This window comes from Stenotrophomonas sp. Y6, from assembly GCF_022436665.1.
GTDB lineage: Bacteria > Pseudomonadota > Gammaproteobacteria > Xanthomonadales > Xanthomonadaceae > Stenotrophomonas > Stenotrophomonas acidaminiphila_A.
The window spans coordinates 250,406-262,513 of record NZ_JAKUKB010000001.1 but is presented as its reverse complement, the minus strand read 5'-3'; the positions used below and the strand labels follow the sequence as shown (position 1 = coordinate 262,513).

At 71.7% G+C, this 12,108-nt stretch carries 14 protein-coding genes; 9 read left to right on the top strand and 5 right to left on the bottom strand.

Annotated elements, in window-relative coordinates; all coding sequences use genetic code 11:
* Nucleotides 1-51: 51 nt before the first annotated feature.
* A complete protein-coding gene (locus MKP15_RS01320) occupies nucleotides 52-957 on the bottom strand; it encodes a LysR family transcriptional regulator ArgP (RefSeq protein WP_054664448.1) in 906 nt (301 codons plus the stop codon).
* Between the two features lie 125 nt (nucleotides 958-1,082).
* Between MKP15_RS01320 and MKP15_RS01315 the strand changes: the two genes are divergently transcribed.
* The 4 genes from MKP15_RS01315 to MKP15_RS01300 all read left to right on the top strand — a co-directional run bounded on the left by MKP15_RS01315 (nucleotide 1,083) and on the right by MKP15_RS01300 (nucleotide 4,508).
* Nucleotides 1,083-1,718 (top strand): LysE family transporter, encoded by a 636-nt coding sequence (locus tag MKP15_RS01315; RefSeq protein ID WP_161614678.1) that lies wholly within the window; start codon nucleotides 1,083-1,085, stop codon nucleotides 1,716-1,718.
* 73 nt (nucleotides 1,719-1,791) lie between these two features.
* Entirely contained in the window at nucleotides 1,792-3,009 is a 1,218-nt protein-coding gene (locus MKP15_RS01310; RefSeq protein WP_240211538.1) for an MFS transporter, read from the top strand.
* Nucleotides 3,010-3,100: 91 nt separating this feature from the next.
* The gene (locus MKP15_RS01305; protein ID WP_054664458.1) at nucleotides 3,101-3,391 is read left to right on the top strand and encodes a hypothetical protein; all 291 of its coding nucleotides are present in this window, start codon (nucleotides 3,101-3,103) and stop codon (nucleotides 3,389-3,391) included.
* A gap of 49 nt (nucleotides 3,392-3,440) precedes the next feature.
* A complete protein-coding gene (locus MKP15_RS01300; protein ID WP_104938438.1) occupies nucleotides 3,441-4,508 on the top strand; it encodes an HDOD domain-containing protein in 1,068 nt (355 codons plus the stop codon).
* A 21-nt stretch (nucleotides 4,509-4,529) separates the two neighbouring features.
* On the opposite strand, the gene MKP15_RS01295 is transcribed toward MKP15_RS01300, so the two are convergent.
* Nucleotides 4,530-6,107, bottom strand: coding sequence for a phospholipase D family protein (locus MKP15_RS01295; RefSeq protein ID WP_240211537.1), 1,578 nt, complete (start codon nucleotides 6,105-6,107; stop codon nucleotides 4,530-4,532).
* 114 nt (nucleotides 6,108-6,221) lie between these two features.
* Here MKP15_RS01295 and sstT point away from each other — a divergent pair, with 114 nt between their 5' ends.
* Genes sstT through MKP15_RS01280 form a run of 3 tightly spaced genes read left to right on the top strand, consistent with a single transcriptional unit; the run spans nucleotide 6,222 to nucleotide 8,457 of the window.
* On the top strand, nucleotides 6,222-7,430 hold the full coding sequence (gene sstT, locus MKP15_RS01290; protein WP_240211536.1) for a serine/threonine transporter SstT: 1,209 nt from the start codon (nucleotides 6,222-6,224) through the stop codon (nucleotides 7,428-7,430).
* A gap of 2 nt (nucleotides 7,431-7,432) precedes the next feature.
* Nucleotides 7,433-8,155, top strand: coding sequence for an AzlC family ABC transporter permease (locus MKP15_RS01285; protein WP_240211535.1), 723 nt, complete (start codon nucleotides 7,433-7,435; stop codon nucleotides 8,153-8,155).
* Nucleotides 8,152-8,457, top strand: coding sequence for an AzlD domain-containing protein (locus MKP15_RS01280; protein WP_240211534.1), 306 nt, complete (start codon nucleotides 8,152-8,154; stop codon nucleotides 8,455-8,457). The genes MKP15_RS01285 and MKP15_RS01280 overlap by 4 nt, the downstream gene beginning before the upstream one ends.
* 73 nt (nucleotides 8,458-8,530) lie before the next feature.
* Here the strand turns inward: MKP15_RS01280 and MKP15_RS01275 are convergent, their stop codons facing one another.
* Together MKP15_RS01275 and MKP15_RS01270 are read right to left on the bottom strand one after the other, a co-directional pair.
* Nucleotides 8,531-9,241 carry an rRNA pseudouridine synthase gene (locus MKP15_RS01275; protein WP_240211533.1) on the bottom strand — a complete coding sequence of 237 codons (711 nt, stop codon included), beginning with the start codon at nucleotides 9,239-9,241 and terminating at the stop codon, nucleotides 8,531-8,533.
* Nucleotides 9,242-9,353: 112 nt separating this feature from the next.
* Nucleotides 9,354-9,869, bottom strand: a complete 516-nt coding sequence (locus MKP15_RS01270) for a M48 family metallopeptidase (RefSeq protein WP_240211532.1) — start codon at nucleotides 9,867-9,869, stop codon at nucleotides 9,354-9,356.
* 65 nt (nucleotides 9,870-9,934) lie between these two features.
* On the opposite strand from MKP15_RS01270, the gene MKP15_RS01265 reads away from it, so the two are divergent.
* A complete protein-coding gene (locus MKP15_RS01265; RefSeq protein WP_104938443.1) occupies nucleotides 9,935-10,492 on the top strand; it encodes a DUF2058 domain-containing protein in 558 nt (185 codons plus the stop codon).
* Between the two features lie 76 nt (nucleotides 10,493-10,568).
* Nucleotides 10,569-10,835, top strand: coding sequence for a DksA/TraR family C4-type zinc finger protein (locus MKP15_RS01260; RefSeq protein WP_104938444.1), 267 nt, complete (start codon nucleotides 10,569-10,571; stop codon nucleotides 10,833-10,835).
* 2 nt (nucleotides 10,836-10,837) lie between these two features.
* On the opposite strand, the gene MKP15_RS01255 is transcribed toward MKP15_RS01260, so the two are convergent.
* Nucleotides 10,838-12,088 carry a sugar transporter gene (locus MKP15_RS01255; RefSeq protein WP_275692433.1) on the bottom strand — a complete coding sequence of 417 codons (1,251 nt, stop codon included), beginning with the start codon at nucleotides 12,086-12,088 and terminating at the stop codon, nucleotides 10,838-10,840.
* Between the last annotated feature and the right edge of the window lie 20 nt (nucleotides 12,089-12,108).

Genomic DNA, 12,108 nt, shown 5'->3' with positions numbered 1-12,108 from the left:
CCTGCCCGGCACCGCCGCGCGGCGGCGGGCCCGGGCACGCGCGCAGCGGCGCTAGCGGCGCCTGCGGATCAGGGTGGAGGACGCCTGCAGGATGGCGCGGGTCAGCAGCGCCATCGACGCGACTTCGCCCTTCCAGTGCTGCCAGTACAGCGGGATGTCCTCCCAGGCGCGCGCCTTGACGTAGACCAGGCGCCCGCTGTCCAGGTGGCGGCGAACCAGCGGCAGCGGATTCATGGTCCAGCCCAGGCCGCCGAGGTTGGCATGGACGAAGGCGCGGGTGGAGGGGATCCACCAGGTCGGCGCCTGCAGCGGTTGCTGCGAGCCGGTCAGGCGCTGGGCATAGCGCGCCTGCAGGTCGTCCTTGCGGTTGAACACCAGTACCGGGGCCTGCGCCAGCGCCTGCGCGGTGACGCCCCTGGCGAAGTGCCGCGCATGGAACTCGGGGGTGCAGGTGGCGGCGTAGCGCATGCTGCCCAGCGCGTGGATCTGGCAGCCCTGCACCGGCTCGGACAGGGTGGTGACCGCGCCCAGCACCGCGCCCTGGCGCAGCAGCGCAGCGGTGTGGTCCTGGTCCTCGGTATGCAGGTCCAGGGTGGTGCTGCCGAGCCGGGCGAACGCCAGCGCGGCCTCGGGAAACCAGGTTTCCATGCTGTCGTGGTTCACCGCCACCGGGATGCTGGCGCGTGGCAGGTCGGCGTCTGACAGGCCGATGCGCTCGAACGCATCGCGCTCCAGCAGCGCGGTCTGCTCGGCCAGGCGCACCAGCACCTGGCCCTCGGCGGTGGCCTCGGTGGGCGTGGTGCGCCTGACCAGCAGCTTGCCGACCCGCTCCTCCAGCGCCTTGATCCGCTGCGATACCGCCGAGGCGGTGACGTTCAACGCCAGCGCGGCGCGCTCGAAGCTGCCTTCGCGGATCACCGCCGCCAGCGCCCGCAACTGGGCATGGTCGATGCGCATGATTAAGCTCTGCTAATGAGGGTTTAAGAAGTTTAGCTCCACTTCTGGATGCTGCACTGCGACAATCGCCGCCGTCGACGCATCCCCGGTGTGTCCTCCCCACCCGCAGACAGGCAGTTTCCCCCATGTTTTCCGTCGTAACCGCCCAGGCCACCAGCGCCGCCTGGCTCAGCGGTGCCGGTACCGGCATCGGTCTTTTCGCCGTGGTCGGCGCGCAGAGCGCCTTCATCCTGCGCCAGGGCATCCTGCGCCAGCACGTGATCCCGGTGATCGCCACCTGCTTCGCCATCGACGCGGCCTTCATCTTCGCCAGCGTGGCGGGCCTGCGCACGCTCACCAGCCAGTTGCCGTGGCTGACGACCGTGCTGCTGTGGGGCGGCGTCGCCTTCCTGGTCTGGTATGCGCTGCAGTCGGCGCGGCGGGCCGTGGCCGGCGGTGGCGGCATGCAGCTGGACGACAGCGCGCAATCCTCGCGCCGGGCGGCGATGATGGCCGCGGCCGGGTTCTCGGTGATCAACCCGCATTTCTGGCTGGACATGGTGGTGATCGGTTCGATCGCCGACAACTTCGGCCACGCGCGCATGGCCTTCGCCGCCGGCGTGGTCACCGCCAGCGCGCTGTGGCTGACCGCGCAGGGCCTGGGCGCGCGCCTGCTGACGCCGCTGTTCCACAAGCCCGGCACCTGGCGCGTGCTGGACGGCACCATCGCGGTGATCCTGAGCGTGCTGGCGCTGACCCTGGCGCTGCGCGGCGTCGGTTGATGGCGCGGGCGTTGCCCAGGCGCATCCGCGCGGGCGCCAGTGCGCTACCGGGGCGCGCACCCCGCGGCGGCGCATGAGCCAGCCGCGGCCCGCGCTGTGGACCCCGGGGTTCGTGTTGGCGTGCATCGCCAACTTCCTGATGGGCATGTCGTTCTACGTGCTGATGCCGACGTTGCCGTTCCATCTCGTGGAGCAGCTGCGGATCGGCGAGGCCACGGTGGGGCTGGTGTTGTCCAGCTACGTGATCGCCGCGCTGCTGGTGCGGCCGTTCTCCGGCTTCATCGTCGATCGCTTCAACGCCAAGCACGCCTACCTGCTGGCGCTGGCGGCCTACGTGCTGTTCACCTCCGGCTACCTGCTGGCGCACACCGTGCTGGTGTTCGTGCTGGTGCGGCTGGGCATCGGCGTGACCTTCGCGGTGATGAGCACCGCGGCCAACACCCAGGCCATCGACATCATCCCGTCGGCGCGCCGCGGCGAGGGCATCGGCCTGTTCGGGCTGATGAGCAGCCTGGCGATGGCGCTGGGGCCGATGGCCGGGTTGTGGCTGATGGACCACCATCCGTTCCAGGTGATCTTCGAGGCGGCGGTGGCCGCCGGCATCGCCGGCCTGCTGGTGGCGTCGCGGGTGCATGCGCCGCGCAAGCGGCGCGACGGTGCCGCGGCGGTGTTGTCGCTGGATCGTTTCCTGCTGGTACGCGGCCTCCCGCTGGCGTTGAACCTGGCCGTGATCGGCCTGGGCTACGGCATGCTGCTGGCCTTTGCCGCGCTCCACGGCAAACAGTTGGGCGCGGGCAATACCGGCATCTTCTTCACCCTGATGGCGGTGGGCATGATGGTCTCGCGCGGCTTTTCCGGGCGCCTGATCGATGGCGGCCGGGTGGTGCTGGCGACCAACGGCGGCAGCCTGGCGATCGTCGCCGGGCTCGGGCTGATGGCGTATGCGGCCGCACCGGCGACGTACTACCTGTCCGGGCTGCTGGCCGGCTTCGGCTTCGGCGTGGTCTACCCGGCCTACCAGACGATGATGGTCAATCTCGGCGGCCATGCCCGCCGCGGCACCGCGGTGGCCACCTATTTCTGCGCGCTGGACGTGGGCATCGGCGCCGGCATGGTGCTGGCCGGCCTGGTCGCCGCCCGCTTCGGGCTGGCCGCCGCGTTCGCCAGCGGCGCCGGCCTGGCGCTGCTCGCCGGCCTGGTCTATGCGCTGCGGTTGTCGGCGCGCTTCGTGCGCGCGCCGTTGCCGCAGGCCGCGCTCGCCAGCGGCGCACCGGCGGGCGCAGACGACTGACGACCGGCGGCTTGGCCGGCGCTGGCCTGTGGCAGAATCAATCCGCATGCGGCGGCCGTGGATGGCCGCGCCATTACCTCCGGGGGAAGCAATGAAGAAGTACCTGCCCGTCATCGCCGTGCTGTGCCTGCTGTCGGCCTGCAGCCAGGGGATCAAGGGCGTCTATGCCGATGCGATGGGCGTCACCCGGTACAGCTTCACGCCCGGCGGCACGGTCACCATCGAGGCGATGGGCATCTCCCAGGAAACCACCTACGTGCGCGAGGGCGATACCTTGAAGGTGGCGTTGCCGCAGAAGGGCGCGTCGCTGAATTTCACCATCAACGAAGACGGTTCGCTGGGCGGTCCGCTCGGCATCCGCCTGGAAAAAGCCGACAGGTAACGGGGCGCGGCATGCGGCCTTCAGCTCCCGCCCGCCCAGGGTACCAGCCATGCAACCGGTGATCGTCCCGGCGCTGCTGGCCGCACTGCTGGCCGGCGTGGGCGCGGCCTGGTGGTTCGGCCGGCGGCGTCCGCAGGCGGCCTGGAGTTTCGTCCCCGAGGCCGCCGATGCCGACCACGCTGCCGCCCCGGCAATGGACCCGGCGCTGCTGCCGCGGATGCGCCGGCAGTTCCTGCGCGCCGCGCTCGGCATCGAAGGCGACGCGGCGGAGCCGCCCGCTGCGGCCGAGCACCGCCAGATCGCCGATACGGTGATGGCGGTGCTGGAGCGCGCGGACCTGTCGCAACGCTACATCCCGCGGCGCCCGCACCTGCTGCCGCAGCTGATCCAGAGCGTCAACGACAGCACCGCCTCGGCGCGTTCCATCGGCCGCATCATCGGCAGTGACCCGTTGCTGACGGTGAACCTGCTGCGCATCGCCAACAGCGCGCTGTACCGCTTCCAGCAACAGGAAGTGCGCAGCATCGAGCGCGCGGTGACCGTGGTCGGCAACGAAGGCATCCGCCAGATCATTTCCGCGGCGCTGGTGCAGCCGGTGATGAACCCTCCCGACGGCGATGGCGGCCGGTTCTCGCAGCGGGTGTGGGATTACACCCTGCGCATGTCGCTGGCCGCGGCCGACCATGCCCGCAGCGTGGAGCGCGAAGACGGCTTCTCCGCGCAGCTGGCCGGCCTGCTGCGCGGGCTGGCGATGGTGATGGTGGTGCGCGCCACCGCCGACGCCTATTCGCGCCGGCAGACGCTGGCGCCGTCGCCGGCCCTGCTGCTGTCGCTGCTGGAACGCTGCACCCCGCTGCTGGCGGCGCGGATCGCGCGCGCATGGCAGCTTCCCGCCGATGTTGCCGCGGCGCTGGAGGCCGGCGGGCAGGGCGCGCCATCGACGCCATTGGCGCGTTCGCTGGAGGTCGGCGAACTGGCCGCGGCGTTGTCGATGCTGTGCCGGGAAGGACTGCTGGAGGAAGCGCAGGCACTGGAGACGCTGTCCGCCTGCGTTCCCGGCCATGTCGGTGGCTGGCTGTGGAAGCGGGTCAGCCCGGACGCGCCGGGCGAGGGCTGAGCCGCGCCTCGCGGCGCGGCATCACAGTTGTGATTCCAGCGGCAGCCAGCTGATCACCCGGGCGGTGGCGCGCTGCAGCCAGGTGGTGTCCGGTTCGGCGACGTAGCCGGCCGGTGGCGTCCGCGCCCGGTCCAGCCAGCGCAGGTTCCCGTCGCTGTCCAGATACAGGTAGTAGCTCAGCTCGGCGCCGGACAGGCGCAGGTATTCCTCGCGCAGCTGTGCGGCCAGCACCGGATCGTCGAACAGCACGCCCATTTCGGTATTGAGGTAGGCCGAGCGCGGGTCCAGGTTGAACGAGCCGACGAAGCCGCGCCGGTCGTCGACGACGATGGCCTTGGTGTGCAGGCTGGCGCCGCTGCTGCCGAAGGCCGAGCCGCGGCCGCCGTCGCTGCCGCGCGATTTGAGTTCGTACACGTTGGCGCCGCCGCGCAGCAGCGGCAGCCGGTAGTGCATGTAGCCGCTGTGCACCGCGGCCACGTCATTGGCCGCCAGCGAATTGGTGACGATGCCCACGTGCACGCCGTCGGCCAGCTGCCGCAGCAGTTCACCGGTGCCGCTGTCGCCGGGGACGAAATAGGGCGATATCAGCAGGGTCTTGTGCCGCGCCTGCCCCAGTTCCTGGCCCAGGCGCGTCACCAGCCAGTCGCCGCGGTCGTTGTCACGGTGCTTGAGCGGCGGGTCGGAATGGACCTGGAGGCGCCCGGTCCAGTGCAGCGGCAGGCGCCCGCCGACATAGGGGCCGGCCAGCCGCTCGCGCAGCCGTTGCAGGTAAGGCAGCGCCTCTTCCCGGCGCGCGTCCAGCGCCGCGCGGGAAACCAGCTGGTCGAGCTGGCGCTCCGAATGCGCGGCGAGGGCGGCGATCGGTACGGCCGCGGGGCTGTTCCAGAACGCGTCGAAGATGGCGCTGGCCTCGCCGGCGGCCGGGCCGGCGAGCAGCAGGTCCAGGTCGCGGAAATTGACGTCCTCGCGGGCATCGAAGTACTCGGCGCCGATGTTGCGGCCGCCGACGATGGCCACGCGGCCGTCGGCGATCCAGGCCTTGTTGTGCATGCGGTGGTTGATGCTGAAGACCCGCTGCACCATCTCCACCAGCCGCCACAGGCCCTCGCGGTTGCGGAACGGGTTGTACAGGCGCACTTCGATGCGCGGGTGCGCGTCGAGCGCCAGCAGCTGCGCATCCAGCCCCTTGGCGTTCATGTCGTCCAGCAGCAGCCGCACGCGCACCCCGCGCGCGGCCGCGGCGTATACGTCGTTCACCAGCAGGTGGCCGACCATGTCGTCGTGCCATATGTAGTACTGCAGGTCGAGGCTGCGGCCGGCCTGGCGGGTGACCACCGAGCGCGCGGCGAAGGCTTCCAGGCCGTCGACCAGGTAGGCCGCGCCGCTGCGGCCCGGGTGTGCGGCCAGCTGCGGCTCGAGCGCGCGGTCCAGCGCGGTCTGCCCGGCGCGTGGCGGCAGCGCCGTGGAGGGCTCGCCGACGGCGCGCGGGGTGAGCCAGTCGCCCAGCAGCAGGCCGCTGGCGACCAGCAGCAGGAGCGCGGCGAGGATGCGGCCGCACAGGCGCAGCATGCGCCTGCCGCGGGAAGGGGAAGGTTCCATGGGCGCATCCTAGCGGTGTCCGGGTGATGCCGCTGCGTCGGCCATGACGTTCCGGGGGTGTGGGCGCGGCGGGGTCTGGGCGAGAATCGCGGTTTGTCCTGCCCGAGCCCGCCGATGCGCAACCGTTCCCGTTCCTTCCGTGCCCCCAGCTTGGTGGTCCAGATCATCATCGGCCTGCTCGCCGGCATCGTGCTGGCGCTGGCCTGGCCGCAGGGCGCGCACGCCGCCGGCCTGCTCGGCACGGTGTTCGTGGCCGCGCTCAAGGCGGTCGCCCCGGTGCTGGTGCTGGTCCTGGTGACGGCCTCCATCGCCAACCACCAGCAGGGGCAGAAGACCCACATCCGCACGATCCTGCTGCTGTACGTGGCCGGCACCCTGGCCGCGGCGCTGGTCGGCGTGCTGGCCAGTTACCTGTTTCCCAGCACGCTGCTGCTGAAGGCCCCCACCGACGCCGGGCTGAGCGCGCCGGGGGGCATCGGCGAGGTGCTGCGCGCCCTGCTGATGCAGGTGGTGGACAACCCGGTCAACGCGCTGGCCCGCGCCAACTACATCGGCCTGCTGGCCTGGGCCATCGGCCTGGGGCTGGCGCTGCGCCATGCCGGCGCCGGCACGCGCGCGCTGGTCGGCGATCTGTCCGCCGCGATCACCTGGATCGTGCGCATGGTGATCCGTCTGGCGCCGCTGGGCGTGTTCGGCATCGTCGCCTCGCTGCTGGCCGAATCCGGTCTCGGCGCGCTGAAGGTCTACCTGCACGTGCTGTGCGTGCTGGTGGGGGCGATGCTGTTCATGGCCTTCGTCGGCAACCCGCTGATCGTGGCGCTGACCACCCGCCGCAACCCGTACCCGCTGGTGCTGCGGTGCCTGCGCGAGAGCGGCATCACCGCGTTCTTCACCCGCTCCTCGGCGGCCAACATCCCGGTCAACATGGAGCTGTGCCGCAAGCTGGGCCTGCACGAGGAAACCTATTCGGTGGCGATCCCGCTGGGCGCGACCATCAACATGGCCGGCGCGGCGATCACCATCTCGGTGCTGACGCTGGCGGCGGTCAACACCCTGGGCATCGCCGTGGACCTGCCCACCGCGCTGCTGCTGAGCGTGGTGGCGGCGATCGGTGCCTGCGGTGCCTCCGGCGTGCCGGGCGGCTCGCTGCTGCTGATCCCGCTGGCCTGCGGCCTGTTCGGCATCTCCAACGACGTGGCGATGCAGGTGGTGGCGGTGGGCTTCATCGTCGGCGTGGTGCAGGACTCGGCCGAGACCGCGCTCAACTCCTCCACCGACGTGGTATTCGTGGCCGCCGCCGAACAGGCACGCGGGCGCGGCTGAACATGGCGCCGCGCCTCACCCCCGCGGTCCGCATCGGCCTGTCCATCGCCGTGGCCACCGGCCTGTACGGCATTTCCTTCGGCGCACTGGCGGTGGCATCGGGCTTCAGCGTCGGCCAGACCGCGGCGCTCAGCCTGCTGCTGTTCACCGGCGGCTCGCAGTTCGCCTTCATCGGCGTGATCGGTGCCGGTGGCGGCGGCCCGGCCGCGTTTAGCGCGGCCACCCTGCTGGGCATCCGCAACGCGGTGTACAGCGCGCAGATCAACCACCTGCTGCGGCCGCGCGGCTGGCTGCGCCCGCTGGCGGCGCAGGTCACCATCGACGAATCGGCGGCCACCGCCGCCGGCCAGGACGCGCCGGCCGAGCAGCGCCGCGGGTTCTGGGTCGCCGGTGTCGGCGTGTACGTGCTGTGGAACCTGTGCACCCTGCTGGGCGCGCTGCTCGGCGATGCACTGGGCGACCCGCGCCGCTGGGGGCTGGACGGCGCCGCGGTGGCGGCCTTCCTGGGTCTGCTGTGGCCGCGCCTGCGCGCGCGCGAAGCGGTGGCCATTGCCGTGGCCTGCGCGCTGGTCACGGTGCTGGCACTGCCGTGGGCGCCACCGGGCGTGCCGATCCTGCTGGCGGCCGCGGTTGCCGCGCTGTGGGGCGGGTTCGGGCGCGGGCCGGCCGATGAAGGGCTGGAACCGGACGTGACGCCCGGCCACGATGCGGGAGACGCCCGGTGACGCTGTGGGGCTGGGTGCTGCTGGCCAGCGTGGCGGCCTGGGCGATCAAGTTCTGCGGCTATCTGGTGCCGGTGCGCTGGATGCAGTCGCCGCGCATGACCCGCGTGGCCGGTGCGCTGACCATTGGCCTGCTGGCGTCGCTGACCACGATGAACGCGGTGTCCGCCGGGCAGGGCGTGGTCCTGGACGCGCGCCTCGGCGCGCTGTTGGTGGCCGCGCTGGCCCTGGCGCTGCGGCTGCCGTTCCTGGGGGTGGTGCTGGTGGGTGCGGTGGCGGCGGCTGTGCTGCGCTTGCTGGCGTAAGTCGGCGCGACCGGCGGGGCTTTGGCCGGGAGAGTGTCGTGCAGGGCAAGCCCTGCGCCTGCGGGAGTGCGGCTCAGAAGCGCTGGCCGGAGCCGAGATAGCGCCACTGCCCGTCCGGCATCCGGCTCAGGCCGATGCGGCCGATGCGCAGCCGCCGCACCCGGGTGGCGCGCAGGCCGACCGCGGCGCACATGTGCTGCAGCTGGCCCGGCCGCACGTCCTTGATCGCGAAGCGCAGGCGCTGCTCGCTCTGCCAGCTGACCTTGCAGGCGGGCAGTGCGCGGCCCTGGTAATCCAGGCCGTGGGTCAGCCGCGGCAGCGCCCAGGGGCTGCCTTCGCCGTCCACGTCCACCATGTATTCCTGTTCCAGCGTCGCGCCAGTCTCGAGCAGGTGGCGGCGCACGCGCCAGTCCTGGGTGAGCACCACCAGCCCGCAGGCATCGTCGTCCAGCGGCATCGGCGTTTCCAGGCGCAGGAAGTGGCGGTGCAGCAGGCGGATGCCGGACGCATCGTCGGCGAAGCGCGCGTCCTCGCGCAGCAGCGCGGACATTTCTTCGGTTGTGCAGCCGGCGGGCTTGTTCAGCAGCAGCGTCGCCGGTTCGGCCGGCTCGCTGCTGGCGCCGGCGGTGAGGGTGACGGTCTGCGCGCCCACCATCGCCTGCGGCGCCTCCACCACCACCCCGTCGACGCGGACCCAGCCACCCTCGATGTAGTGCCGGGCCTGGGCGCGGGAACAGTTCAGCTGCGCGGCGAGGCGCTTGTCGAGGCGGATCGGGCTGGTCATGGGGGCGGACAGTACGGCGGGCGGGGAGTGTAGCGCCGTGGCGACCGTAGGTGCCGGGCTTGCCCGGCACGAGGCTTTCCCGGCGAGGCGGCATGCGGGGCAAGCCCCGGCCTTACGGGACGTCAGGAGAGCTGGCGGCCTCGTGCTCCAGCGCGGTCAGGTACAGGCGCAGGTCGAACTCCAGCTGGTGGTAATCCGGCTCCATGTGCAGGCACAGCTGGTAGAAGGCCTTGTTGTGTTCGGCTTCCTTCAGGTGCGCCAGCTCGTGTACCACGATCATGCGCAGGAACGGCGCCGGGGCATCGCGGAACACGCTGGCGATGCGGATCTCGCGGCTGGCCCTGAGCCTGCCGCCGTGGTTGCGCGACACCGCCGTGTGCAGTCCCAGTGCATGCTTGAGTACCTGCAGCTTGCCGTCGTACAGCACCTTGCCCAGCGGCACCGACTGGCGCAGGTGGCGCTCCTTCAGCGCCTGCACGTAGTCGTAGAGCTGGCGGTCGCTGCGCACCGCGTGCGGCTCCGGGTAGCGGCGGCGCACGGCCTCGCCCAGGGCTCCTCGCGCCAGCAGCGCGCGGGCGTGCTGCTGCAGGTGTTCGGGGTAACCGGCGAGGTAGGTCAGGGGCTGCATCGGCAGGCGCGGGCGGGGACGGGCCGGTATCATGGCAGCATCGATCCGATCACGTAGTGCGAAACATGGCAAAGGCGAATCCCCTGCAGGAGCAGTTGCTCAAGGCCGGCCTGGTGAAGAAATCGCAGGTGGCCCAGGTCGCGCGCGAGCAGAACAAGGCGCGGCACGCCAAGGGGGCGCCCGCCGGCCCCAGCGACAGCCAGCGCGAGGCCGAGCGCGTGCGTGCGGAAAAGGCCGAGCGCGACCGCCTGCTGGCCGCCGAGCGCAACGCCCAGCGCCGCGCCGAGGAACTGCGCGCGCAGGCGCGGCAGATCATCGCCGACCGCCGGGTACCGCGCCGCGGCGAGCTGGAGTACCGCTTCAGCGATGGCGCCGCGATCCGCACCCTGCTGGTGGACGAGGCGCTGCGCAAGCAGCTGGCCGCCGGCACCCTGGTGATCGCGCGCCACGGCGAGGGCTTCGAGCTGCTGCCACGGCTGGCCGCCGAGAAGGTGCGCGAGCGCGACGCCAGCCTGATCGTGCTCGACCACGGCCAGCCCGGCGACGCGCCGGCGTCCAGCGGCAACGCCGAGGACGACGCCTATTACGCGCAGTTCGTGGTGCCCGACGACTTGGTGTGGTGACACCGCGGCGGCGCGTTGGCCCGGGGTACAGGCGTTTGCGCTAGGCTGGCCCCCGGTCACTACGGAGCAGCCAGCCATGGCCACCGGTTGGGCGGGAGATACCGCCGTTCAGGATCAGATCGACGCCACTGTCGAGGACGCGATCAAGCGCGCCCGCAGCCGCCTGCCCAGCGGGCCGGGGCTGGAGCGCTGCGAGGAATGCGATGCGCCGATTCCCGAGGCGCGGCGCAGGGCCATTCCCGGCGTACGCCTGTGCGTGGCCTGCCAGCAGGCGCTGGATGCGGAGGAGTCGGCGCACAGCGGCTACAACCGCCGTGGCAGCAAGGACAGCCAGCTGCGCTGAGGTCAGTGCTCACTGCCGCCGGCGCTGAAGCCGGTGGCCCAGCGCTGCATCGCGAACAGCCACCACATGCCGCCGGCGACGGCGACCAGCCCGCCGACCAGGCCGATGTGCTGCATGCCCAGGCGCAGCCCGACCTGGCTGCCGATCAGCGCGCCGGCGCCGATGCCGATGTTGAAGATGCCCGAGAACAGCGCCATCGCCACGTCGGTGGCGTCGGCCGCCAGCCGCAGCACCTTGGACTGCATCGACAACGCGAAGCAGATCATCGCCACGCCCCACACCGAGGCCAGTGCGTAGAGCATCCATGCGCCGCCGGTGGCCGGGCGCAGGCCCAGCAGGCACAGCGCCAGGGTGCCGACGGCGGCGAGCAGGAAGCCACGCGGCCAGCGGGTGCCCATGCGCGCGAACAGCACGCTGCCGAACAGGCCCATGCCGCCGAACAGCAGCAGCACCCAGGTGGTCACGTGCGTGTCGAAGCCGCCGACCTGCTGCACGAACGGTTCGATGTAGCTGTAGCCGGTGAACTGCGCCGCCACCACCACCATCACCAGCAGGTACAGCGCCAGCAGCGCCGGCCGGCGCAGCAGCAGCGGCAGGCTGCGGACCGACCCGCTGTTCTGGCTGGGCAGCGGCGGCAGCAGCCGCGCCAGCACCGCCATCGCCAGCAGGGCGACGCCGCCGATGGCCAGGAAGGTGATGCGCCAGCCCAGCAGTTCGCCGATGACCCGGCCCAGCGGGATGCCCAGCACCATCGCCACCGAGGTACCCGTGGCCAGCAGCCCCAGCGCCTGCGGGCGCTTGTCCGCCGGCGCGATGCGCACCGCCAGCGAGGCGGTGATCGCCCAGAACACCGCGTGTGCCAGGGCAATACCGATGCGGCTGAGCATCAACACGCCGAAACTCCAGGCCAGTGCCGACAGCAGGTGACTGGCCACGAACAGCGCGAACACGCCCAGCAGCAGGCGGCGGCGGTCGACATCGCGGGTGAGCAGCATGCCGGGTAGCGACGCCAGCGCGACCACCCAGGCGTAGGCGGTGAGCATCAGCCCGACATGCTCGATGGGCATGCCGAAACTGCCGCCGATGTCGCTCAGCAGCCCGACCGGAACGAATTCGCTGGTGTTGAACACGAAGGCGGCCATCGCCAGCGCGACCACGCCCAGCCAGCGCTGGCGGTCGCTGCGGACGACGGCAACGGGCGAGGCGGTGTCCGCCGCGGGAGCGGAGCACGGGGAGAGGGGAGAGCGGGACATTGCGGAAAGGGAGCCGGTGG

Excerpts from the sequence above, each read along its gene's own strand:
- MKP15_RS01275 (WP_240211533.1), bottom strand. The coding sequence starts at position 9,241 with ATGACCAGCCCGATCCGCCTCGACAAGCGCCTCGCCGCGCAGCTGAAC.
- MKP15_RS01285 (WP_240211535.1), top strand. The coding sequence starts at position 7,433 with ATGGCGCCGCGCCTCACCCCCGCGGTCCGCATCGGCCTGTCCATCGCC.
- MKP15_RS01320 (WP_054664448.1), bottom strand. The coding sequence starts at position 957 with ATGCGCATCGACCATGCCCAGTTGCGGGCGCTGGCGGCGGTGATCCGC.
- MKP15_RS01310 (WP_240211538.1), top strand. The coding sequence starts at position 1,792 with ATGAGCCAGCCGCGGCCCGCGCTGTGGACCCCGGGGTTCGTGTTGGCG.
- MKP15_RS01265 (WP_104938443.1), top strand. The coding sequence starts at position 9,935 with ATGGCAAAGGCGAATCCCCTGCAGGAGCAGTTGCTCAAGGCCGGCCTG.
- sstT (WP_240211536.1), top strand. The coding sequence starts at position 6,222 with ATGCGCAACCGTTCCCGTTCCTTCCGTGCCCCCAGCTTGGTGGTCCAG.
- MKP15_RS01315 (WP_161614678.1), top strand. The coding sequence starts at position 1,083 with ATGTTTTCCGTCGTAACCGCCCAGGCCACCAGCGCCGCCTGGCTCAGC.
- MKP15_RS01295 (WP_240211537.1), bottom strand. The coding sequence starts at position 6,107 with ATGGAACCTTCCCCTTCCCGCGGCAGGCGCATGCTGCGCCTGTGCGGC.
- MKP15_RS01255 (WP_275692433.1), bottom strand. The coding sequence starts at position 12,088 with ATGTCCCGCTCTCCCCTCTCCCCGTGCTCCGCTCCCGCGGCGGACACC.
- MKP15_RS01305 (WP_054664458.1), top strand. The coding sequence starts at position 3,101 with ATGAAGAAGTACCTGCCCGTCATCGCCGTGCTGTGCCTGCTGTCGGCC.
- MKP15_RS01260 (WP_104938444.1), top strand. The coding sequence starts at position 10,569 with ATGGCCACCGGTTGGGCGGGAGATACCGCCGTTCAGGATCAGATCGAC.
- MKP15_RS01300 (WP_104938438.1), top strand. The coding sequence starts at position 3,441 with ATGCAACCGGTGATCGTCCCGGCGCTGCTGGCCGCACTGCTGGCCGGC.
- MKP15_RS01270 (WP_240211532.1), bottom strand. The coding sequence starts at position 9,869 with ATGCAGCCCCTGACCTACCTCGCCGGTTACCCCGAACACCTGCAGCAG.